Source organism: Actinosynnema sp. NPDC049800, assembly GCF_040656635.1.
Classification (GTDB): Bacteria; Actinomycetota; Actinomycetes; order Mycobacteriales; family Pseudonocardiaceae; genus Actinosynnema.
Genome location: NZ_JBFAMT010000059.1, coordinates 18,498 through 38,895 on the forward strand (window position 1 = coordinate 18,498; position 20,398 = coordinate 38,895).

Here is a 20,398-nt window from a genome sequence, read left to right on the forward strand (position 1 = left end):
TGTCAGTCGGGCACTGTGCTGTAGGTGATGTCCGCGTTCGTGTAGTCGAACTGGGCGTAGGCGAAGGGTCCGTCGGGCAGGTGCCAGACGGCGGTGCCGCGACGGGGGCGCATGCGGCCCGCGACCAGGCACCAGCCGTCGACGGGGGTGGACCAGCGGGTCTTGACCAGGCCCTCGGGCAGGTCCGCCCAGCGGTCGTCGGTGCTGAACTCGCGTGGTGCGCCTCGGTCGTCCACGGTGACCTGTGCGGTGACGGTGTTGTCGTGGTCGGTGAGGGTGAGGCCGAAGGTGTGCTCGTCGATCGGAGTCCACTCGACGGGAAGGCGCAGCAGCATCGACGGGGCCAGCAGGACGGCGTCGTCGAGGAAGGTGACCAGCTCGCCGAGGTCGAACTCGCGGCCCTCGCCGTCGGCGACGGGAAACAGGCCCAGGGCGGTGGCGTGCATCCGGCCGTGTCCGTGCTCGTAGACGTCCTGCGCCCGCACCGGGATGAGGTGCGCGAGCCTGAGGCGCAGGCGGAAGTCGCGGGTCAGGCTGGTGGCGTCGTTGTGCTGCTCGCTGGTGCAGGCGACCCAGCGCTGGTCCGGGCGGGTCCGGAAGAAGCCGTGCGCGGTGGCGTGGAACGACACGTCGGCCGGACGTCCCGGCACGAGGGCGAACCTCAGGTAGCGCTGTGCCGGCTCGGGCAGGTGGGCGAGGTCGCCCGCGGTGATCGGACCGGCGTGAATCGTGCTCGTCATGAGTGGCACCTCCACGTCTGAGCCTGCTCGAACCCCTGGGCGGGCGGCAGGGCCGAAGGCAACCGTCGGGAGAGGACTTCCGGCCGCGTCATGCCGGTGAGCCGCTCGTGCCGTCGACCATGCCCGGTCCGAACACCTCGTGGTGGATGCGGTCGGCGGGCACGCCCCGGCGCAGCAGGCCGTCCCGCACGTGACGCATGAACGGCAGCGGGCCGCACAGGTGCGCGGTGACGTCGTCGGGCAGCGGGAGGGCGTCGACGTCGATCAGGCCGGGCAGTCCGTCCTCGCCGGTCTCGTACCAGGTGAGCACGTCGGCGTCGGTCAGGCCGGTGGCGAGGTGGTCGACCTCGACGCGCAGGGCGTGCCGGTCGGGGGAGCGCTTGGCGTGCGCGACCACCACCTGTCGGGTGGGGTCGGTGCGGGAGATGTGGTCGAGCATCGCCGCGGTGGGGGTGATGCCGATGCCGCCGCTGACCAGCAGCACCGGTCCGGTGCCGGCGGCGAGGGTGTTCTCGCCTGCCGGTGGGCCGACCAGCAGGGTGTCGTCGGTGTGGACGTGGTCGTGCAGGTGGTTGGACACCGCGCCGTCCGGGGCGTCGCCGAGAGCGCGCACGCGGCGCACGGTAATCCTCAAGGAGCCGCGCGCCGGGCCCTGCGACAGGGAGTACTGCCGGGGCTGGCGTCGCCCGTCGGGCAGGTCGACGGCGACGGAGACGTACTGGCCGGGCGCGAAGTCGGGCACCGGGCCGCCGTCGTCGGGCACGAGCGTGAACGACACCGCGTCGACGGCCTCGTCCTGGCGCTTGGCCACCCGCCATCGGCGCCAGAGCGCCACGGGGTCGACGCCGCCGCGCTCGTACAGCCGTGCCTCGGCGGCGATCAGCTCGCACGCGAGCAGCCAGTAGACCTCGTCCCACGCGGAGGCGACCTCGGCGGTGACGGCGTCGCCGAGGACCGTGCCCACGGCGGCCATGAGGTGGCGGCCGACGATCGGGTACTGCTCGGCGCGGATGCCCAGCGACACGTGCTTGTGCGCGATGCGCTCGGCGATCGGGGCGAAGGGCGGGGCGGCGGGGTCGAGCAGGTGCTCGGCGAAGGCCACGACGGCGGAGGCCAGCGCGACGCGCTGTTGCCCGTTGGCCTGGTTGCCCTGGTTGAACAGGTCGAGCAGCTCGGGGTGGGCGGCGAACATCGACGGGTAGAACACGCCGGTGATCTGCACGGCGTGCTCGCGCACGGCGGGCAGCGTGGCGCGCACCACCTCGGCGGAAGCAGCGGACAGCACGGGTTGTCTCCTCAGGGTGGGGAGGGGGGTCTCGGCCACAACACTGGACAACGCCCGCCTCGGCGGCCAGGGATCATGGGGCCACCTCGGTCGGGACTTTGGCCTCTGCCGCTCCTCCGGGTGGTGCGCGGGCACATCGGGCACCTCGGAGCCGTGCCCGACGTCCCGGCCGCAGCGGGTCCGTCGACCCTGTTCCACCGCCCACCCGCGAGGTGGACTGGGGGGCATGGTGCTCGTGTCGGGAAGCCATCACACGCCCGAGGGTCGGCGTGCGCCCCTGGTGAACCGGGTGGTGCTGCGCCTGCTCGGCACGGTGGGACGCCGTGCGCTGGACGGCAAGGTGTGCGGGTTGCGGTATCGCGCGGGCGGTGGTGCCACCGTCGAACTGCCGGTGCAGTACGTCCGCGACGGCGACCGGCTGGTGGTGGTCGCGGGTCGGGCGTCGGGCAAGCGGTGGTGGCGCCACTTCCGCGTTGCTGCGCCCGTCGAGGTGCGGTCGGGCGGTCGGTGGGTCACCGCGTCGGGCGTGGTGCTCGACGCCTCGGAACGCACGGCAGCGCTGGAGGTCTACCGCCGAGTCTTCCCCCGGACCACCGACGACGTCCAGGTCGTGGCGATCATCGGCCTGCCCGCCGGCGGTCCGCCGTTGCGCGGACGGGCCCTGTTCCGCACCTGGTTCCCGCTCGTCACCTTCGCGGAGTTCCTCGGGTTCGCGGTGCCTGCGGGTGTCGGTGCGCTCACCGCGGACAAGGCAGCCGCGCTGGTCGTCCCGGCGCTTCTGGCCGCGGGCGCGGTCGAGGGGGCGGTGCTCGGATGGGGTCAGGCCACCGTGCTGCGGCGGGCACTGCTGGGGGTGTCCCGCTCGCGCTGGGTGGCAGCGACCTCGGGAGCGGCCGTCGTGGCGTACTCGGCGGGCCTCGCGCCGTCCACCTGGGCTGCGGGGATGGCGACGTGGCACCCGGTGCCGTTGGTCGTGGCGTCCGCCGCGCTCGGGTGCGTGCTGCTCGGGTCGATCGGCGCGGCGCAGTGGCTGGTCCTGCGCGGGCACGTGCCGCGGGCGGGCCGTTGGATCGTCACCACGGCGGTCGCCTGGCTGCTCGGGCTGGCGGTCTTCCTCGGGTTCACCATGCCGCTGTGGCAGCCCGGGCAGGCCCTCGCGGTCACCGTGGCCATCGGAGTCGTGGGCGGCCTGCTGATGGCCGCCACCACCGCCGCCGTCACCGGCTACGTCCTGCGACGCCTGCTTCCCGCGTCATCATGATCCGATGGACGTCAACGAGGTGCTGTTGCCCGGTGTGGGGCTGCGCTACGAGTTCACCAACGCCGACGGGGACCGGATCGGCGTGATCGCCCGCCGGGACGGCGACTTCGAGCTGGTCGCCTACCCGCCCGAGGACCCCGACGAGGGCCGGCCGCTGTTCCGGCTCACCCGGCAGGAGGCGGACACGGTCGCCGAGATCCTCGGTGCCCCGCGCATCGCCGAGCGGTTCGCCGACCTGTCCAGGGAGGTCCCCGGACTGGTGTCGGGCCGCGTGGACGTGCCGGCCGGGTCACCGCACGTCGACCACCCGCTGGGCGCGATGCGGGCGCGCACCCGCACGGGCGCGTCGGTGGTCGCGGTCGTCCGCGGCGAGGACGTCGTCGCCTCGCCCATGCCGACGGAGGTCATTCGCGCGGGTGACGTGCTGGTGGTGATCGGCACGGTCGAGGGCATCGAGGGCGTGCGCCGGATCGTCGAGGGCTGAGCACGGGTGCACACGTCACTGGCCCTGCTGCTGGAGCTGGGCGTCATCCTGGTGGTCCTCAGCGCGCTCGGCACGGCCGCCCGCCGGTTCGGTCTTCCGCCGATCCCGCTGTACCTGGTGGCGGGCCTGGCGCTCGGCGAGGGCGGCGTCGCTCCGGTGCCCGCGGCCGGCGGGTTCGTCGAAGCCGGCGCCTCGATCGGTGTCGTGCTGCTGCTGCTCACGCTGGGACTGGAGTTCTCCACCGCCGAGTTCACCCACAGCCTGCGCCGCCACGTGCCCTCCGCCGCGGTGGACCTGGTGCTGGGCGCGGGGCCCGGCGCGGGCGCGGGGTGGCTGCTCGGCTTCGACGCCGTCGGCATCGTCGCGCTGGCCGGCGCGACGTGGGTGTCGTCCTCGGGCATCATCGCCCGCCTGCTGGGCGACCTGCGCCGGCTGGGCAACCGGGAGACACCGGCCGTGCTGGCGGTGCTGGTCATGGAGGACTTCGCCATGGCCGTCTACCTGCCCGTGCTGGCCGTGCTGGTGGCGGGCGGCACGTGGTGGCAGGCGACGCTGGGCGTCCTGGTCGCGGTGGCGGCCGTCGCCGTCGCGTTCGTGCTGGCCCACCGCTTCGGCCACCACGTCAACCGGTGGCTGGCCCACCCCGACGCCGAGCAGCTCATGCTCCGGGTGCTCGGCACGACCCTCGTCGTGGCCGCCCTGGCCGAGTACGTCAACGTCTCCGCCGCCGTGGGCGCCTTCCTCGTCGGCCTCACCCTCACCGGCGAGGCCGCTGAACGTGCCCGCCAGGTGCTGGGACCGCTGCGCGACCTGTTCGCCGCGGCGTTCTTCCTGTCCATCGGCCTGGCCGTCAGCCTCGCCGACCTGCTGCCCAGCCTCCCGACGGCGCTGGCGCTGGCCGTGGTCGGCGCCGCGGGCAAGGTCGCCACCGGCTGGTACGCCGCCCGCCGCGACGGAGCCGCCCGCCGGGGCCGACTGCGTGCGGGCACCGCGCTGATCGCCCGCGGCGAGTTCTCCATCGTCATCGTGGGCCTGGTCGGCGCCGTCCAACCCGAACTGGGGCCGCTGGTCACCGCCTACGTGCTCGTCCTGGCCACCACCGGACCGCTGATCACCCGCTGGGCCGGCTCACCGACCGCAGGCCCACCCCGGAGAGGGTTCCGGCGGACCCCGATGTGAGGTCGGGCAGACCCACCGGCGCGGGCCGGGGGGACCGTCACGATCCCGCGCTTTCTCACCCGGACGTGCCAGAGCGGGCGAGCCGTCGAGCCCGCCCGCTCCAGTGGTCGTCATCGCAGCCAGGCGTGGTCGCGGACCACAGGCAGGGTCGCCCACCAGCGGCCGAGGCCCCAGGTGGCGCCCGCGCCGGCGAAGGCGACCGCGATCAGGGCGACGGCGTAGATGATGTGGTAGTCGATGACGGGGTTGGTGGACATGCTGGGTTCGCCGGCCGAGGTGAATTGGGCGAGTGGCCATTCGGCGGCCCACATGAGCAGCATCATGAGGGTTCCGGCGGTGGCGGCGAGGCGCAGGCCGATGCCCGCCACCACCGCGACGCCGATGGCGAGCAGGCCGAGCATGAACAGCCAGTCGGCCCACCAGGCGCCTGCCACGGCGTGGAAGGTGGACTCGAACGGTCCGACCGCGACCCGGCTGAGGAAGCCCTTGGTGGGCGACCCGCCGTTGATCCACGCGTTGGCGGCCTTCGTGGCGTAACCGAGGCCGAACAGCTTGTCGAAGAACGCCCAGAGGAACACGAACCCGGTCGTGATCCTCAGGACCGCGAGCGCGATGCCCCCGGCGTCGGCGCGGACCGCCGTCGTCGCGGTCGTACGGGCCGTGGCCTTTGTCGTGGCACCGGAGTGGCTGAGCGCTGTCATGGCTTCTCTCCTCTTGCTCTCGTCTTCGCCATGAGCTTCGCGCCGCCGACGGTCGTGCGACGCGGGCGAAGGTCCCTGATCGACTGGGACGTCCGGCACCACGTGAGGCTCGTGGTCGTCACGGGTCGACGTCCGGTGCGACCAGGGCGTGCAGGAGCTTGACGAGCTGGACCAGGAGGGCGATCGACACGGCGACGAGCACGATGGTCAGCGTCGTGCGTGTGATCGTCGTCCACGGGATTTCCGCGTCGTCGAACCGGAACGGCCACACCGCCGACATCGATGTCAGCGCGGCCAGCGTCGCCGTCGTCGTCAGCACGTCGCCGAGCAGCACCAGCCGGCGTCGGGGGAACAGCGCGCAGAGCGTGTTGACGACGATGCCGAGCACCAGCCCGACGTCGACCCACACCACCACGTCGACCGCGTCCTCGGTGAGGAACGGAACGGCACGCCACCCCGGTGACACGTTGACCAGGACCAGCAGGATCACGTTGACCACGGTGCCGACCAGATAGCCGGCACGTGGTCCAGTCGTGACGGTCGGTCGGATCGATGTGCTCGTCATCGTCTCCTCCTGACCGGTCAGGTCCGCGGTGGTTCGTGCCGCTCGACGTCGATCGACCACTCGGTCGCCAGGGCCGCGATCGCCGCGACGGCGGTCACGACGGGGGCCACGACCGCCGCCACGACGCCCGCCGTCACAGGGATCTCCATCACGGTGTGGCCCTTGTCGTCCTTGATGACCAGACGCCGGACGTTGCCCTCGTGGAGCAGTTCCTTGACCTTCTCGACGAGTGCTTGCCCGCGCAGGCGCGTGGTCCGCGGGGTTTCCAACTGCTCGGTCATGTCGAACCTCCGTTCCCGGTCACCTGGTCAGGTGCGCCGGCTCGTGGGTGACACCCTCGATGTCGGACGTCGCGGCGTCGAGGAGTTGGTGGGCGAGGTCGGACAGCGCCCTCGCGGTGGCGAGTTCGTCGCCGATCTCGGGGATGTCGGTGTCGGCCGGGTTCAGCCTTGCCGTGCCGACACCGACCAGGTGGGTGTCGTCGCGTGTGTGCAGGCGCGCCTTCGCCCTGGTCTTGTCGTCGTGCTCGTCGATGGTGACGTTGACGCGCCACTGCTTGGTCTCTCGCATCGGGTCCTCCTTCACTCTCGTGTCCGTGGTCAGCGGTCGCGGGGTTCGACGTGGTGCTCGATCCGCACGGCGACGCGCTCGAGCGCGGCTCGGTGGCGGCGTTCGTGGTGGTCGCAGAACGTCAACTGCCCGTCCCTCAGCACAATGCGCACCCGTCCACGCGCACCACACCGGTCACACCGGTCCGCGACGGGGTTGAGGCTGGTCGTGATGGTGTCGAGCGCGGCGGTCATGGCGTCCCTCTCTCCTTTGTGCTTTCCAGCCTTCTCCCGGGCGGTGCGGCGGTACAGGGACCTTCGACCCGCGCAGGCCGGGATCCGCGCCGAGTGCCGGGACTTGGCCCGTGAGGACCTCCGACCCTGGGGTTCGCGGTTCCGGAAGGCGAAGGTGGAAGCGCACGGGCAGGTGTTCGAAGCGTCACGTCCACCCGGAGGAGGAACCGCCATGACCAGTCGCATGAACGACCACGGCACACGCACGGACCAACCGAAGGACTTCGTGGTCTCGTGGCCCCCGGAGGCCGATCCTCCGGAGACCTTGGCGTTCCCGACGGTCCGGTCCGACACGCCGGCCGGAGAGCGTCCGCTCGACGGGTTCCACACGGGACGGCTGTGGACCGGTGGAGCCGCGACCGCGCTGGTCGCCGGACTGCTGGCGGTCGTCGGGATCCTCGTGGCCCGCGGGTTGCTCGACATCGCGGTGCTCGCACCGAAGGGCGAGGGCGCCTGGGGCAGCGCCAACACCTTGACCTACGCGCTTGTCTCGGCGGTGTGCGCGTTCGCGGCCACCGGCCTGGTGCAGTTGCTGCTGACGACCACCCCTCGTGCGGTCCGGTTCTTCACCTGGATCATGGTGCTGTTGACCGCGATCGCGGTGGTGCTGCCGCTGAGCCTCGACGTGGCCACCGAGAGCCGTGTGTTCACGGCCGTGCTCAACGCCGCGATCGGCTTCTCGATCACGGCGCTGCTGTCCGGTGTCGTGGGCAGCGCCCGCCGACGGTGGAACGCGTGAGCCGTACCGGACGCGTCCAGTAGACGAGGTCGGTGAGTCCTGATGCGACGGTTCCGTGCGCTCTCGCGCGAGCTGCTGCTGTTGATCGCGGTGAGTGCGCTGCTCGTCGGTGGCGGGATCGCCCGGTTGTCCGGGTCGGTTCCGGCGGATGTGTTGTGGGCGGCCGCGGCCGGTGTGGCGTTGGTCCCGGCGATCGCCTGGGTCGTGGCGGACCTGCGTGCCGGTCGGTGGGGCGCCGACCTGCTCGCCGTCCTCGCTCTCGGCGGCACGCTGGCCGTGGGTGAGTTCCTTGCGGGGGCGATCATCGCCGTGATGGTGGCCACGGGACGAGTGCTGGAGAGCGCGGCGCGCCGCCGCGCGCGACGCGACCTCTCCGCCCTGCTCGAACGGGCGCCGAACCGCGCGCACGTGCGACGGGGCGACCGGGTGGACACGGTGGTGATCGGTGACGTCCGGCGTGACGATCGTGTCGTGGTGCTTTCCGGTGGGATCGTGCCGGTCGACGGCGTGCTGCTCGACGGCGGTGTGTTCGACGAGTCGGCGCTCACCGGGGAGGCCGCGCCCGTTGCGCGTGTCCGTGGGGACTCGGTGCGCAGCGGTGTTGTGAACGCGGGGGCCGCTGCGGACCTGACCGCGTCGGCCACGGCCGAGGACAGCACGTACGCCGGTGTGGTGCGGTTGGCCCGTGAGGCTGCCGCGGGCAGTGCCCCGTGGCGAGGCTGGCGGATCGGATCGCGGTGTGGTTCCTGCCCGCGGCCTTGTTGCTCGCCGCGGTCGCGTGGGCGGTGACCGGGGACCCGGGACGTGCGGTGGCGGTGCTGGTCACCGCGACGCCGTGCCCGCTGCTATCGACGTGGCGGTGATCCTCAACGCGCTGCGCGCCCTGCGCAGCCCTGTCCGACGCCACGTCACCGACGAGGCCGACCGGCTGCTGCACCGGTTCGCGCACGAGCACGGGGAGCTGCTCGCCGCGCGCAACGCCGTCCGGCAGGCCGCCGACGCACTCTCGGACGGAGCCTGCCCGGAAGCCGACGCCGCCATCCGCCGGGCGCACCACCTGCTCGCCGAGCGGATCCTGCCGCACGAACGAGCGGAGGAGACCGAGCTGTACCCCGCGTTGGTCGGGCTCCTGAGCGGGCCGGAGAGCACGGTGACGATGAGCCGCGGCCACGCCGAGATCGAGCGCCTGGGCCGCAGGCTGGATCGGCACCTGCGCGAATCACCCGACGGTATCGAGCCGGAGCAGGTCGACGACGTCCGCGCCACCCTCTCTACGGACTGGACGCCGTGCTGACGCTGCACTTCGCCCAGGAAGAAGAGGCCTACTTCACCCTCGCCTCGGCTCATGAGCCGACGCCCCGGAGCTGAGGGCACCACCATCACCCCAGCCGCTCGGCCGCCCGGATAACGCGATCGCTCGGGCCGCTCGGCGCTGCCTGAGCCACACAGTCGTCAGCCCGATGGGCCTCCCGAACGTCGGGTGGCCGGCGGACGCCCGTCCGGGGTCGGCAGACGGATGGTGCAGGTGCTTCCCCCGGCCGCTCCCGACGCAGCCGTGACGGTGCCGCCGTGGGCCCTGACGACCGCGAGGCCGCGGCACCGCGTGCGCCACCAGGGTGGTCCGGGCGGTGGCCCGTGAGAAGGATCGGCCGTCGCAGGAGTCGGGGGGTGATCCCGAGTCCCTGTGTCGTGCCGGATCCACGACTCTGGCGTACCGCACGGCGGCGCCGTCGTGTGACGGTCGGTGCTCGGCGGTTGGTTTCACGCTGTCGAACCGTGTTGTCCACGTCGATCAACGCGACGGACAAGTGCAACCGGGTCTCACCGGACGTGTCGGCGCGGACCGCCGACATCCTGTCACCGCTCGTCCTCCTTTCCGCGCACCACCAGAACCGGGCACGGCGCTTGGTGGATGACGGCGCGGCTGGCGGAGCCGAGGGCGTAGCCGGTGAGCGAGCTCCGACCGCGACAACCGACGACCAGTGGTGACGACGCCGTCGAGTCGTCCGGTCCGCACCGTGGGTCAGGTGCCCTGTGGCACGCGGATGACGTCACCGGGGTTGATGACGTTGGGGTTGGTGATGGTGAGCGGGTTGGCGGCTACCAGTCGGTAGTAGAGGTTGCCGGAGCCGTAGTAGCGGGTGGCGATCGCCCACAGCGTCTCGCCCGCCGAGACGACGTGCTCGAGGTAGGAGTGGTAGCCGGGGACGATCTTGGAGCCGAGGACCACGGGGACGATCACCTTGTCGAGTTCCTCACCGTCTTTGGGGGAGGTGTGGTAGACCTCGATGAATACCCGGTTCAGGGTGAACGCCGCCCCGGTCACGTCCGCGGCGACCTGGAACTGGCCGTGTCCGCCGGTGCCGTCACCGGCCATGAAGTACCCGACCACCTCGTCGTGGCCCTCGTGCACGCGGTAGTTGAAGTTGGCCTCGAACGCGCCGCCGGCCACCCCGGCGAGTTGGATCACGTCGCCCACCAGGTCGTAGGCCTTCGGTTGTTGCACGTCGATCGACATGGTCACACCTCTCTTGTGGACATTCCCGTGGCGATGGCGGGATCACCGCGGAACGCGACCGCCTCGGTCGCGGCTCGAAGCCGATGACCACGAGCCTTCAACGACTCCTCCGACCAGTCTCGGACGCGCTGCGGCACGCCTCCAGGGCAGAAAGTCCCGGGATGGCGGGGAACCCGCCCCGAAGGACCGATCGACCGATGAATCCGGCAGCGGGCCGCACGCGCACGGGGCGAGAGGGGCGAAGTCGCCGCCGCGCCCGTCGCATTGCCGATGGGTGGTCGAGTCGAGGAGCAGGCGGTGCGGCTCGACGAACCCGTGCCCGTGCGCAGGTGGTCCACCGCTTCGTCGGCCCGCGTCCGGATCCGGTCGAGCGGCGGGTCGCGAACACGTCGCGTGGTCCGGCACACCAGCGGACGGCGAGGGGCACCGTCGGGCCGGGACTCCCGACCCTGGGATCCACACGGCGCCGGTGCCGGCGTTGGCGGTTAGAGGTCCGCGTCGAAGGGGGCCGACCCCTTCCGGGACGACGCCGGCGTGTGGGCAGCCGGTTGCCGCACCGGTGAAAGGCGCGGCGAGTCGGACTTCGTTGTGCCGTCACGTCCGTGGTGCCCTCCGGATTCGTCGTCCGAGGGCGTCCTCGGGTCGGGACTGCCGGACCGGCGGGCAACGGCGCCGCGAGACGGAACGGCTGCAAGCGGCGACCGTCCGCTCGCGAGCTGTGGACTACCTACCGGGAATATCGGACGCAGTTGCGGGACGAGTCGATACCCGTGCGTCGAGGCGGACCACCGCGACGTTGAGCCGATTCCGGCATCGGCCGGCGCACCGCCGTTGCCCGAGGTCGGAGGCCGCGGTGGGAAGTGCGTGTCCCGGTGTCGGGCGGTGTCCGATGCGCCCCGTGGTGGCCAGGGACGTTCGGAGCGTCGACCGGGGACCTTCGGCAGCGGCGTGGCCGATGCGGCCGGTGCATCGTGAGAGGGCGGGATGGGACCGGATGGAGTGCCGTCATGAGCGGTTTGATCGTCTGCGGCATCGCGGTCTTCGGGCTGTTGCCGGAGGCGGCGTCGATCAACGTCCTGAAGCGGCGTGAGCAGGGACCACCCCGTGCGCGTGCCGGTCCGAGTGAGCCTCCCGGCTTCCGCCGTGCCGTCCAGGCACCTGTTCAGAAGCGACTGAAAGAGGAGCGATGACGATGCCCAAGTACGTGTACGACTTCGCCGAGGGCAACCGGTTCATGGCGGACCTGCTCGGCGGAAAGGGCGCCAACCTCGCGGAGATGACCGTGATGGGGCTCCCCGTGCCGCCCGGGTTCACGATCACCACCGAAGCCTGCCGCGCCTACCTGGCCACCGGTGCGGTGCCGGAAGGGCTGGCCGCGGAGGTGGACGAGCACCTGCACGCGCTGGAGCGGGCGATGGGCCGCAAGCTGGGGCAGGTCGACGAGCCGCTGCTGGTCGCGGTCCGCTCCGGCGCCCGGTTCTCGATGCCCGGCATGATGGACACGGTCCTGGACATCGGGTTGACCGACGACTCGGTGGCCGGGCTGGCCGCGTGGGCGGGGGACGAGCGGCTCGCGTGGGACTCCTACCGCCGGCTGGTGCAGATGTTCGGCACGACGGTGCTGGGTGTCGACGGGGAGCACTTCGCCGCTGCCCTGCGGGAGGCCAAGCGGGCCAAGGGCGTCACCGGCGATCTCGGCCTGGACACCGCCGACCTGCGCGCGCTGACCGCGACGTTCAAGGACATCGTCCGCGAGCACACCGGCCGGGAGTTCCCGCAGGACCCGCGTGAGCAGTTGGACATGGCGATCGCGTCGGTCTTCGCGTCGTGGCGCACCGAGCGCGCCCAGGTCTACCGGCACGCCGAGCACATCCCGGAGGACCTGGGCACGGCGGTCAACGTGTGCGCGATGGTGTTCGGCAACCTGGGTGACGACTCGGGCACCGGTGTCGCGTTCACGCGCGACCCGGCCACGGGTGCGCCCGGCGTCTACGGTGACTACCTGCCCAACGCCCAGGGCGAGGACGTCGTGGCCGGCATCCGCAACACGCTGCCGCTGCACCGCCTCGCCGACCTGCAACCGAGGGGTCACGAGCAGCTGATGGGGATCATGGCGACGTTGGAGGAGCACTACCGCGACCTGTGCGACATCGAGTTCACCATCGAGCGCGGCAAGTTGTGGATGCTGCAGACCCGCGTGGGCAAGCGCACCGCGGCCGCCGCGTTCCGCATCGCCGACGCGTTGCGCGAGGAGGGCTTGATCGACGACGACGAGGCGCTGCGGCGGGTGACCGGCGCGCAGTTGGCCCAGCTGATGTTCCCGCGCTTCGGCGACACCGACCGGGCACCGCTGGCCACCGGTATCGCCGCGTCGCCCGGCGCGGCGGTCGGCGAGGTGGTGTTCGACTCCGCGACCGCGGTCCGCCGGGGCGAGGAGGGCGCGGCGGTGATCCTCGTGCGCCGCGAGACCAACCCCGACGACCTCGACGGGATGATCCACGCCCGAGGGGTGCTCACCAGCCGAGGCGGCAAGACCTCGCACGCCGCGGTCGTCGCCAGAGGTCTCGGCCGGACCTGCGTGTGCGGTGCGGAGTCGCTGACCATCGACGCCGAGGCCCGCCGCTTCACCACCGCCGACGGCACGGTGGTCGCGGAAGGCGACGTGATCTCGGTCGACGGGACCTCCGGCACGGTGTACCTCGGCGAACTGCCGGTGGTCCCGTCCCCCGTCGCCGACTACTTCGAGGGCCGCCGCCCCGCCGAGGGCGACGACCTGCTGCGGGCCGTGGACCGGATCATCATCCACGCCGACCGCCGGCACCGGCTGGAGGTGCGGGCCAACGCCGACACCCCCGAGGACGCCGCCCGTGCCCGCCGCCTCGGCGCCACCGGCATCGGACTGTGCCGCACCGAGCACATGTTCCTGGGCGACCGCCGGGTGCTGGTCGAGCGGCTGATCCTTGCCGGCGACGAGAACGCCCGTGCCGAGGCGCTCGCCGCGCTGCTCCCGTTGCAGCGCGCCGACTTCACGCGCATCTTCGAGGAGATGGACGGCCTGCCGGTCACGATCAGGCTGCTCGACCCGCCGCTGCACGAGTTCCTGCCCGACCGCGTCGAGCTCACCGCTCGCGTCGCGGTCGCCAATGCGCTCGGCGAGACGGACGCACCGGAGGACCTGCTGCGCGCGGTCGACCGGCTGCACGAGCAGAACCCGATGCTCGGCACCCGCGGCGTGCGGCTCGGGCTGCTCATCCCGGCCCTCTACGACCTGCAGGTCCGCGCGATCGCCGAAGCCGCGGCGTCGCGGATTCGGGCGGGCGGGAAGCCGCACGTGGAGATCATGATCCCGCTGGTCGGCGACTCGCGCGAGTTGGAGGTGGTCGCGGCGCGGGCCCGGCGAACCGTCGCCGACGTCGCCTTCGAGTCCGGCGTGGGCATCCAGTACCGCATCGGCACGATGATCGAGCTGCCACGCGCCGCGGTCACCGCGGGCCGCATCGCCGGGACCGCCGAGTTCTTCTCGTTCGGCACCAACGACCTGACGCAGACCGTGTGGGGCTTCTCCCGCGACGACGTCGAGGGCTCGTTCTTCCCGGTGTACGAGGCCGAGGGCGTGTTCGACGTGTCGCCGTTCGAGACGATCGACCGCGAAGGCGTCGGCCGGTTGATCCAGATCGCGGTGAGGGAGGGCCGTGCAGCGCGTCCGGACCTCGCACTGGGCGTGTGCGGCGAGCACGGTGGCGACCCCGCGTCCATCCGGTTCTTCCACGAGGTCGGCCTCGACTACGTGTCCTGCTCACCGTTCAGGGTGCCCGTCGCCCGCCTTGAAGCAGGCCGTGCCGCGGTCGGCGAGGCCGACGCGACCACCGACAACCGTTAACAAGGGCCCGTCGACAGGACGCTCACCGGAGAACGTCCTGTCGACGGTCTCCCGGACGTGCGCGGGGTGCTTCGGCTACTTGGGGTCGTTGCGGACCTCGACACCACCGAACAGCGCCGTGGCGTTGACCTTGAGCACGGGCGCGTCAAGGGCGTTCGCCGTCTCGCGTTCGGTGTTGTCGTCGTAGCCGCCGAAGAACGGCAGTCCTCCCATCGAGACGCGCCACCCCCTCGGAACGAGGATCTCCACGCCGCCGAACAGCGCGAAGGCGTCGACAGAAGCTTCGTCGTCGATGTGCGCGTCGCGGAGGTCGAGGACCGCTCCGCCGAACACGGCCGACACGCTGGCGCGGGTCAGGTGCTCGGCGCGGCTGCGTACCTTCGTGCCGCCGAACAGCGCCACGGGCACGCCGATGTCGTCGGTGTCGTGGTGGTCCGCCGTGTGGAGGGTGCGCAGTCCGGCGAGAACGGCGACGCCGACGAGCAGCAGCAGGACCGGCCACAGCAGGTTGCCGGTGGTCCACCCCTGGCGGTCGGCCAGGAGCACGAGCCCGATCGCGCTCACCACGGCCGGGCCGAGCGAGACGTGCTTCTGGGTGAGCATGGCGGTGAGGCCGACGCCGATGACGGCGATCGGCCACCAGTCGCCCAACGTGGTGCCGAAGTCGAGGACGTCCGTGGCGTCGAGCACGCCGAGCACGCCGAGCGTGACGAGCACGGTGCCGATCCAGATCCGCACGGGCTTCATGATGGTGCCACCTTCCGGTCCTGGTGCCGTTCGAGGGTGATGGTCCAGCCGCACGAGAGGGCGGCGATGGCGGCGACCGCGGTCACGATCGGCACGAGGGCGCCGAGGACCACGCCGGCGATGACCGGCATCTTCACCACCGGATGACCGTCGTCGTCCTTGACGACGACGTACCGGGCGCCGGCTCCGCGCGCGAGTTCCTCCGCCTTGTCGACGATCGCCTGACCCGTGACCTGTGCGGTGTAGGTCCGTTCCTGTTGTGTGGTGGTCATATCCGTCTGCTCCTGTCATCGTGTGACGTCGTGGCGTTGGAACACTGCAATTGCCGCGCCCATCAGGACTGCTGTGACGAGCAGCAGCACCGCGATCCCGCCCCAACCCGGGTGACCGGCGAGCGCGTCGTCGATCCCGGCGTGGTGGAAGGGCGAGAGCACTCGCCACGGCCGCAGGTCGTCGCTCAGCGCGGACAAGGCGTCAAGCAGGAACGCGGGCAACGCGACACCGACCGGCACCGCCACCGCCCACCCCGGACGGCCGGTCGTCGCACCCACCAACAGGGCGAGCGCCCCGAACGGCAGCGCGACGACCGCCGAAGCGGCGCACGCGGCCATCAGGCCGGGAACCGGCACGTCCAGACCGGCCATCCGGCCACCGACGACGAGCACGGCGGCCAACGCCGCCGTGACGGCCAGCAGGCTCACCACGATCGCGAGTGCTTTGTCCGCCAGAACCCTGGTGCGGGACACCGGGTTGGCCAGGAGCAGGTCCAGGGTCCCGGCGCGCTCCTCGGCCGCGGTGGCGCGGGCGGCTTGGCCGATCACGACGCCGAGCAGCACCAGCGGCGCGAGGAAGCCGAAGACCTCGGCCTGCACGTACCCGACGCCACTGGTGAACGAGCCCTGCACGCCGAACAGCGCCTTGAACGCCTCGGGGTAGGCATCGAGGAGTTGGTCGAGGTCGGCGCGGGCATTGCGGACCGCCGGGTAGACGGCCAGCTGGAGACCGACGCTCGCGACCAGTACCGCACCCCAGCCCAGCGCGCTGCCCCGGTTGTCCCGCAGGGTCTTCCCGATCAGCTCAGCGGCCACGGTCCTCGCCCTCCACGTAGTCGAGGAAGATCTCCTGCAAGTCGGGTTCCTGACTGGTCACGTTGACCAGGGAGTACAACGCCGCGGCACGGACCAGTTCGCCGACCGGGCCCACGACCCGGCAGTGCACGGACATGCCGTCGGCACGCACCTCGCGCACGCCGGCGACGCCTTCGAACACCGAGGCCGGCACCGGCTCGGCGAAGGTGAATGTCAGGGCACGCAACGCCTTGGCCTTCAACGCGTCGACCCGCGCGTCGACGACCAGGGTCCCCGAGAGCAGGATGCCGACGCGGTCGGCGACCTGCTCGACCTCGGACAGCACGTGCGAGGAGAACAGGGCGGTGCCGCCGTCGGCGGCGAACTCGCGCAGGTGTGCGTGGAACTCGCGCTGGGCCACCGGGTCCAGACCGCTTGCGGGCTCGTCGAGGATCACCAGCTCGGGGTGGTGCAGGAAGGCCTGCACGATGCCCAGCTTCTGCCGGTTGCCCTTGGACAGCTCGCCCGCGCGGCGGCCCAGGTCCAGGTCGAGCCGCTTGGCCAGCACGCGGGCCTCGGTCAGGTCCGGGTGCCCGCGCAGCCCCGCGAACAGCCGCAGGTGCTCCTCGCCGGTAAGCCGGTCGTAGAGCACCAGGTCACCCGGCACATAGCCGATGCGCTGACGCGCCTGGACCGAGCCGGTGGCGAGGTCCTCGCCGAAGAGCACCACCCGGCCCCGCGTGGGGCGGATGAGGTCCATCAGCAGGCGGATGGTGGTGGTCTTGCCCGCGCCGTTCGGTCCGAGGAGCCCGTAGACCTCGCCGGCGTGCAGGTCCAGGTCGAGCTGGTGCAGCGCCCGCCGACGGCCGTAGTCCTTGCTCAGCTGTTTGGTGTGGACGACGACGGTCATCGGGTGCCACCTCGTTCGGCGTGTTCCTTGATCGACCGCAGGACCGCGTGTTCCAGCAACGTGACGAATGGGCCGGCCAGGTGCCAGTAGCGGCGCAGGCGTGCCCACGACCGCGGGTCGGTCGCGGTGGTCCGCGTGTCATAGGTCAGCAGCGTCCGCCGCTGCCCGTAGGGGACGACCGACAGGGAGCAGACGACCTTGCCGTAGCCCGGCCGGACGAAGTCGGGGAAGTCGCGCGCTTCGAGATCGCGGACGTGCACGAACGGCCGCCAGAACGTGCCGATGGCGCCGAACACGATCTCGGTGCCCGGCAGTTCGGCGAGGCGGACCCACCCCGAATCGGCGGGGATGTCGTCCAAGGTCATCCGGGCGTGCCAGGTGGGACGCCCCTTGAGCAGGTTGGGCAGCCTGCGCGCCCAGGTCATCGCGTCCAGCACGGGCCCGTGGAGGTCACTGAAGTCGAGCTCGCGCAGCGCGTCGTAGGTCGCGACCGGGTCGGCCTCGACCACGACGTGCGCGGACCGGGTGAAATCAGGCCGCGGCGCGAGCTGGTCGATCAGCAGCGGACGCGGGAGGGTGGAAGTCACGGCGGATCACCTCGGTTCAGGGGTTTCGCAAGAGGTCGCGCACGCGCCGGAACTCGTCCGCGTCGATCTCGCCCCTGGCCAGTCGGGCCTCGAGGACGCGCAGCGCGGAGCCCTGGTCTTCGTGCGGGCGGCGCATCGCCAACACGGTGATCGCGACCGCACCACCGAGCAGCAGGAGTCCGATCAGGGCCATCATCACGCTGCCGTAGCCGATGCCATACCCGTGATACCAGTGCATGACCACTCCTCTCGTCGACACCAGTAGCTCACCCGGCACCCCTCGGTGGATGCGGTCGAAGGCCCTCGACGAGCGGGGCACTAGGTCCAGCGATCGGAGTACAAGGACCCTGTGGTCTCGCACGCCACCGGGAGGACGCTGGCCGGTATGAAGAGGCACAAGACCTGGTTGGAGATGACCTCCGCGCAGCGGCGCGGCATCCTGGCGCTGAGCGCGGTCGAGGTCGCGCTCGCGGGCGCGGCGTGGGCGGACCTCGCGCGGCGGCCCGCCGAGGCCGTCAACGGCCGCAAGCGCTGGTGGGCCCTGGCGATCGCGGTGAACATCGTCGGCCCACTGACCTACTTCCGCTGGGGCCGCAAGGGGCACGCCCCCCGACCTCACCGGGACAGCGACCGGTGCAGGCGCCACGCGCCGAACGCGAACAGCACGACCGCGTAGCCGGCCAGCACGCCGATCTCGGGCAGCACGTCCACCAGACCGCCGTGCCGGGCCAGTTCGGCGAACGCGTTGTTCGCCCACGCGTGGGGCGTGACGAGCGCGATGGTCCGGACGGTGTCGCCGAACAGCTCCAGCGGCACCATCGACCCTCCCAGGGCGGCGAACCCGATGCCCAACATCAGCGCCGCCGCGCCGACCTGCTGCTCGGTGCGGAAGACCGCTCCCAGCACCATCCCCGCACCGCCCGCGACGAGCGCGAACACCAGCAGCAGCACCCCGGCGGCGATCGGATCACCCCAGCGGACGCCGAAGAGCAGCGAAGTCCCGGCGACGATCACGACGCCCTGCACCAGCGCCACCGCGACGCGGCCGAGTCCTTCACCGAGGACGATGGCCGTCGAGGTCGTCGGTGTGGCCAGCATCCGTCGCGACACACCGAGCCGTCGGGTCTCCACCAACGCCGCCGAGCCGGTGAGCGCGGTGAGGAACACGAACAGCAGCAGTTGCGTGGACGCGCTGGTGTCGAAGCGCCCGGCGCTCTCGGGGAACGCCGATCGGCCGCTGGTCGTGACCTCGACCGACACCGGCGGCACCGCGTCCACCACCGAGTCCACGACAGCCAACGCCGCCGACTGGTCCACGCCGGTCTGCGTCGAGGTGAACCGGGCCGCGGCGAGCCGCGCGGACTCGCGGGCCAGCACGTCGTCCACGGCCAGCCGCATCTGCTGCCCACCCTGGTCGGGCCTGGTCAGCAACCGCACCTCGGTCGGTGTGACGACCAGACCCGCGCTGACCTCCCCGCGTTCGACCGCGGTCCGCAACGCGGCGTCGTCGGCCGAGGTCTCCACCTGGAGCGCCCGGTCGGCGCGCAGGGCGTCGAGCAGGTGCGCGTCACCGCCCACCACGCCGAGCTTGGGCGTCACCCCGCCGCCGAAGGCCGCGCCCAGCACGAGCACGAGCAGGAACGGGAGCACGAACAGGAAGAACAGGCCGACGCGGTCGCGGAACATCCGACGCAGGTTCACCCCGGCGATCGCGAGCGCCTTCACAGCGCCACCGCCTTCTTCGTCATCAGCAACGCCGCGCCGATCGTGAGGACTGCGAACCCGCCCAGCGCGGCGACCGACGGCAGCACCGCGCTCACCTCACCGGCGGACAGGTCGGCCAAGCCGCGCAGGAACCACTGGTGCGGCGAGAAGCCCGCCGCTGCCGCCAACGCCCCGCCGACCTGCGCGACGGGGAAGAAGGTGCCGCCCAGCGAGCCGAGCGTGACCGCCACGACCGCCTGCCACCCACTGGCCTGCGCGGCCGTGCGCGCGAGCACGGACACCACGGCGACCGTTCCGGTGGCCGCCGGCACGCACACGGCGACCAGCAGCGCGACCCCGAGCGGGTTGCCCCAGCGGGCGCCGACGAGCAGGGTCGTGCCCACCACGAGCAGGGCCGTGCTCACCCACCCGACGGCGACGCTGGTCAGCAGCTTGCCCACCAGGATCGACGAGGGCCTCAGAGGCGCGGCGAGCAGCCTCGCCAGCGTGCCGTCGTGGCGCTCGTCCAGCAGGCTGGTGATCCCGAACTGCACCGTGAAGAACAGGAAGAACACCACCATGCCCGCCGCGTAGTACGTGGTGGTGTCGAGCTCGCGGCGCTCGGTCGGGTCGTCCACCACCGGCCGGGGGTCGGGTTCCGCGGCGGCCAGCCGGGCCAGTCCGGCCGGGTCGAGCGCCGATCCCGCCCGGACGGCGGCGGCCACCGCGACACGCGTCGAGTGCAACCCGTCGGTGAACGACGCGGCGATCGACCTGGCGACTTCCGTGCCGAGCGGGGCGTTCACGTCGCCCACCACCTCGATGGCGGCGGCCGTACCGGACAGCACGTCGGTCGACAGGTCGGCGGGCAGCAGGAACGCCGCCGAGACCTCGCCGTCCGCGACGAGCCGTCGCGCCTCGTCGGTCGTGGCCGCGGTGCGGACCTCGACCGCCCCGCTCTCCTCGGCAGCGGGCAGCACGTGCTCCACGAACGCGACCGCCACGGGTCCGTGGTCGTCGTCCACGACGACGTACCGGAAGGGCGACGAGCCGGACAGATCGCCCAACACCGGGTTGAGCACGAGGACCAAGCCGAGCGGGAGCAGCAGCCCGAAGAGGAACACGGACTTGTCCCGGGCGCGTTCGCGCAGGTCCTTCGCGGCGATGAGCACAGCGTGGCGCATCCGGC

Annotated in this window: 24 protein-coding genes and 1 pseudogene; 8 read left to right on the forward strand and 17 right to left on the reverse strand. The window is 71.9% G+C overall.

The window, feature by feature from the left end; translation table 11 throughout:
• Positions 1-2: 2 nt before the first annotated feature.
• Positions 3-740, reverse strand: a complete 738-nt coding sequence (locus tag AB0I91_RS37925) for a DUF6544 family protein (protein WP_499641179.1) — start codon at positions 738-740, stop codon at positions 3-5.
• Between the two features lie 88 nt (positions 741-828).
• Positions 829-2,025: a globin domain-containing protein gene (locus AB0I91_RS37930; RefSeq protein WP_499641181.1), complete on the reverse strand. Its 1,197-nt coding sequence runs from the start codon at positions 2,023-2,025 to the stop codon at positions 829-831.
• Between the two features lie 280 nt (positions 2,026-2,305).
• Here AB0I91_RS37930 and AB0I91_RS37935 point away from each other — a divergent pair, with 280 nt between their 5' ends.
• From AB0I91_RS37935 to AB0I91_RS37945, 3 genes are read left to right on the forward strand one after another with little or no spacing between them, the layout of a single operon-like run.
• Entirely contained in the window at positions 2,306-3,286 is a 981-nt protein-coding gene (locus AB0I91_RS37935; protein ID WP_499641183.1) for a PNPOx family protein, read from the forward strand.
• 4 nt (positions 3,287-3,290) lie between these two features.
• The gene (locus tag AB0I91_RS37940) at positions 3,291-3,770 is read left to right on the forward strand and encodes a cation:proton antiporter regulatory subunit (protein WP_498781177.1); all 480 of its coding nucleotides are present in this window, start codon (positions 3,291-3,293) and stop codon (positions 3,768-3,770) included.
• A gap of 6 nt (positions 3,771-3,776) precedes the next feature.
• Positions 3,777-4,949 carry a cation:proton antiporter gene (locus tag AB0I91_RS37945; RefSeq protein WP_498781176.1) on the forward strand — a complete coding sequence of 391 codons (1,173 nt, stop codon included), beginning with the start codon at positions 3,777-3,779 and terminating at the stop codon, positions 4,947-4,949.
• Positions 4,950-5,059: 110 nt separating this feature from the next.
• Here AB0I91_RS37945 and AB0I91_RS37950 read toward each other — a convergent pair whose 3' ends face one another.
• The 5 genes from AB0I91_RS37950 to AB0I91_RS37970 form a co-directional block, all read right to left on the reverse strand.
• Positions 5,060-5,650 carry a hypothetical protein gene (locus AB0I91_RS37950; RefSeq protein WP_498781174.1) on the reverse strand — a complete coding sequence of 197 codons (591 nt, stop codon included), beginning with the start codon at positions 5,648-5,650 and terminating at the stop codon, positions 5,060-5,062.
• Between the two features lie 118 nt (positions 5,651-5,768).
• Entirely contained in the window at positions 5,769-6,215 is a 447-nt protein-coding gene (locus AB0I91_RS37955; protein ID WP_499641185.1) for a hypothetical protein, read from the reverse strand.
• A gap of 17 nt (positions 6,216-6,232) precedes the next feature.
• Positions 6,233-6,496, reverse strand: coding sequence for a DUF4342 domain-containing protein (locus AB0I91_RS37960; RefSeq protein WP_499641187.1), 264 nt, complete (start codon positions 6,494-6,496; stop codon positions 6,233-6,235).
• Positions 6,497-6,515: 19 nt separating this feature from the next.
• Positions 6,516-6,785, reverse strand: coding sequence for a DUF1876 domain-containing protein (locus AB0I91_RS37965; protein ID WP_498781168.1), 270 nt, complete (start codon positions 6,783-6,785; stop codon positions 6,516-6,518).
• Between the two features lie 29 nt (positions 6,786-6,814).
• Positions 6,815-7,018 carry a DUF7455 domain-containing protein gene (locus AB0I91_RS37970; RefSeq protein ID WP_498781167.1) on the reverse strand — a complete coding sequence of 68 codons (204 nt, stop codon included), beginning with the start codon at positions 7,016-7,018 and terminating at the stop codon, positions 6,815-6,817.
• Between the two features lie 211 nt (positions 7,019-7,229).
• On the opposite strand from AB0I91_RS37970, the gene AB0I91_RS37975 reads away from it, so the two are divergent.
• Together AB0I91_RS37975 and AB0I91_RS37980 are read left to right on the forward strand one after the other, a co-directional pair.
• Complete coding sequence (locus AB0I91_RS37975; protein WP_499641189.1) at positions 7,230-7,796, forward strand: DUF6069 family protein; 567 nt, start codon at positions 7,230-7,232, stop codon at positions 7,794-7,796.
• A gap of 42 nt (positions 7,797-7,838) precedes the next feature.
• Positions 7,839-9,164 (forward strand): annotated as a pseudogene (locus AB0I91_RS37980) (heavy metal translocating P-type ATPase).
• A gap of 489 nt (positions 9,165-9,653) precedes the next feature.
• Here AB0I91_RS37980 and AB0I91_RS37985 read toward each other — a convergent pair.
• Positions 9,654-9,851, reverse strand: a complete 198-nt coding sequence (locus AB0I91_RS37985) for a universal stress protein (protein ID WP_498781164.1) — start codon at positions 9,849-9,851, stop codon at positions 9,654-9,656.
• Positions 9,820-10,314, reverse strand: coding sequence for a Gmad2 immunoglobulin-like domain-containing protein (locus AB0I91_RS37990; RefSeq protein ID WP_498781163.1), 495 nt, complete (start codon positions 10,312-10,314; stop codon positions 9,820-9,822). The genes AB0I91_RS37985 and AB0I91_RS37990 overlap by 32 nt, the downstream gene beginning before the upstream one ends.
• A gap of 1,007 nt (positions 10,315-11,321) precedes the next feature.
• Between AB0I91_RS37990 and AB0I91_RS37995 the strand changes: the two genes are divergently transcribed.
• Both AB0I91_RS37995 and ppdK read left to right on the forward strand, forming a co-directional pair.
• A complete protein-coding gene (locus AB0I91_RS37995) occupies positions 11,322-11,504 on the forward strand; it encodes a hypothetical protein (RefSeq protein WP_499617223.1) in 183 nt (60 codons plus the stop codon).
• Positions 11,501-14,194 carry a pyruvate, phosphate dikinase gene (ppdK, locus tag AB0I91_RS38000; protein ID WP_499641191.1) on the forward strand — a complete coding sequence of 898 codons (2,694 nt, stop codon included), beginning with the start codon at positions 11,501-11,503 and terminating at the stop codon, positions 14,192-14,194. Before AB0I91_RS37995 ends, ppdK begins: the two co-directional genes overlap by 4 nt.
• Before the next feature lie 75 nt (positions 14,195-14,269).
• Here ppdK and AB0I91_RS38005 read toward each other — a convergent pair whose 3' ends face one another.
• From AB0I91_RS38005 to AB0I91_RS38030, 6 genes are read right to left on the reverse strand one after another with little or no spacing between them, the layout of a single operon-like run.
• A complete protein-coding gene (locus AB0I91_RS38005) occupies positions 14,270-14,941 on the reverse strand; it encodes a LiaF transmembrane domain-containing protein (protein ID WP_499617218.1) in 672 nt (223 codons plus the stop codon).
• Entirely contained in the window at positions 14,938-15,213 is a 276-nt protein-coding gene (locus AB0I91_RS38010) for a DUF4342 domain-containing protein (protein WP_499641192.1), read from the reverse strand. The genes AB0I91_RS38005 and AB0I91_RS38010 overlap by 4 nt, the downstream gene beginning before the upstream one ends.
• Before the next feature lie 15 nt (positions 15,214-15,228).
• Positions 15,229-16,029, reverse strand: coding sequence for an ABC transporter permease subunit (locus AB0I91_RS38015; RefSeq protein WP_499617212.1), 801 nt, complete (start codon positions 16,027-16,029; stop codon positions 15,229-15,231).
• Entirely contained in the window at positions 16,019-16,918 is a 900-nt protein-coding gene (locus tag AB0I91_RS38020) for an ABC transporter ATP-binding protein (protein ID WP_499617209.1), read from the reverse strand. The genes AB0I91_RS38015 and AB0I91_RS38020 overlap by 11 nt, the downstream gene beginning before the upstream one ends.
• On the reverse strand, positions 16,915-17,505 hold the full coding sequence (locus AB0I91_RS38025; RefSeq protein WP_498781150.1) for a hypothetical protein: 591 nt from the start codon (positions 17,503-17,505) through the stop codon (positions 16,915-16,917). The genes AB0I91_RS38020 and AB0I91_RS38025 overlap by 4 nt, the downstream gene beginning before the upstream one ends.
• A gap of 16 nt (positions 17,506-17,521) precedes the next feature.
• The gene (locus tag AB0I91_RS38030) at positions 17,522-17,743 is read right to left on the reverse strand and encodes an SHOCT domain-containing protein (RefSeq protein ID WP_498781148.1); all 222 of its coding nucleotides are present in this window, start codon (positions 17,741-17,743) and stop codon (positions 17,522-17,524) included.
• 147 nt (positions 17,744-17,890) lie between these two features.
• Between AB0I91_RS38030 and AB0I91_RS38035 the strand changes: the two genes are divergently transcribed.
• On the forward strand, positions 17,891-18,181 hold the full coding sequence (locus AB0I91_RS38035; protein ID WP_498781146.1) for a PLD nuclease N-terminal domain-containing protein: 291 nt from the start codon (positions 17,891-17,893) through the stop codon (positions 18,179-18,181).
• Here the strand turns inward: AB0I91_RS38035 and AB0I91_RS38040 are convergent.
• Both AB0I91_RS38040 and AB0I91_RS38045 read right to left on the reverse strand, forming a co-directional pair.
• Positions 18,121-19,230, reverse strand: coding sequence for an ABC transporter permease (locus AB0I91_RS38040; protein WP_499641194.1), 1,110 nt, complete (start codon positions 19,228-19,230; stop codon positions 18,121-18,123). The two genes, AB0I91_RS38035 and AB0I91_RS38040, sit on opposite strands and share 61 nt — an antisense overlap.
• Positions 19,227-20,393: an ABC transporter permease gene (locus AB0I91_RS38045; protein ID WP_499641195.1), complete on the reverse strand. Its 1,167-nt coding sequence runs from the start codon at positions 20,391-20,393 to the stop codon at positions 19,227-19,229. Before AB0I91_RS38045 ends, AB0I91_RS38040 begins: the two co-directional genes overlap by 4 nt.
• Between the last annotated feature and the right edge of the window lie 5 nt (positions 20,394-20,398).

What these genes read in the sequence shown, in the direction of transcription:
- AB0I91_RS38045 (WP_499641195.1), bottom strand. Translation starts at nt 20,393, where the DNA reads ATGCGCCACGCTGTGCTCATCGCCGCGAAGGACCTGCGCGAACGCGCC.
- AB0I91_RS38035 (WP_498781146.1), top strand. Translation starts at nt 17,891, where the DNA reads ATGAAGAGGCACAAGACCTGGTTGGAGATGACCTCCGCGCAGCGGCGC.
- AB0I91_RS37940 (WP_498781177.1), top strand. Translation starts at nt 3,291, where the DNA reads ATGGACGTCAACGAGGTGCTGTTGCCCGGTGTGGGGCTGCGCTACGAG.
- AB0I91_RS37925 (WP_499641179.1), bottom strand. Translation starts at nt 740, where the DNA reads ATGACGAGCACGATTCACGCCGGTCCGATCACCGCGGGCGACCTCGCC.
- AB0I91_RS37975 (WP_499641189.1), top strand. Translation starts at nt 7,230, where the DNA reads ATGACCAGTCGCATGAACGACCACGGCACACGCACGGACCAACCGAAG.
- AB0I91_RS37950 (WP_498781174.1), bottom strand. Translation starts at nt 5,650, where the DNA reads ATGACAGCGCTCAGCCACTCCGGTGCCACGACAAAGGCCACGGCCCGT.
- AB0I91_RS37955 (WP_499641185.1), bottom strand. Translation starts at nt 6,215, where the DNA reads ATGACGAGCACATCGATCCGACCGACCGTCACGACTGGACCACGTGCC.
- AB0I91_RS37990 (WP_498781163.1), bottom strand. Translation starts at nt 10,314, where the DNA reads ATGTCGATCGACGTGCAACAACCGAAGGCCTACGACCTGGTGGGCGAC.
- AB0I91_RS38030 (WP_498781148.1), bottom strand. Translation starts at nt 17,743, where the DNA reads ATGCACTGGTATCACGGGTATGGCATCGGCTACGGCAGCGTGATGATG.
- AB0I91_RS38005 (WP_499617218.1), bottom strand. Translation starts at nt 14,941, where the DNA reads ATGAAGCCCGTGCGGATCTGGATCGGCACCGTGCTCGTCACGCTCGGC.
- AB0I91_RS38020 (WP_499617209.1), bottom strand. Translation starts at nt 16,918, where the DNA reads ATGACCGTCGTCGTCCACACCAAACAGCTGAGCAAGGACTACGGCCGT.
- AB0I91_RS37970 (WP_498781167.1), bottom strand. Translation starts at nt 7,018, where the DNA reads ATGACCGCCGCGCTCGACACCATCACGACCAGCCTCAACCCCGTCGCG.
- AB0I91_RS38010 (WP_499641192.1), bottom strand. Translation starts at nt 15,213, where the DNA reads ATGACCACCACACAACAGGAACGGACCTACACCGCACAGGTCACGGGT.
- AB0I91_RS37965 (WP_498781168.1), bottom strand. Translation starts at nt 6,785, where the DNA reads ATGCGAGAGACCAAGCAGTGGCGCGTCAACGTCACCATCGACGAGCAC.
- AB0I91_RS37960 (WP_499641187.1), bottom strand. Translation starts at nt 6,496, where the DNA reads ATGACCGAGCAGTTGGAAACCCCGCGGACCACGCGCCTGCGCGGGCAA.
- AB0I91_RS37995 (WP_499617223.1), top strand. Translation starts at nt 11,322, where the DNA reads ATGAGCGGTTTGATCGTCTGCGGCATCGCGGTCTTCGGGCTGTTGCCG.
- ppdK (WP_499641191.1), top strand. Translation starts at nt 11,501, where the DNA reads ATGACGATGCCCAAGTACGTGTACGACTTCGCCGAGGGCAACCGGTTC.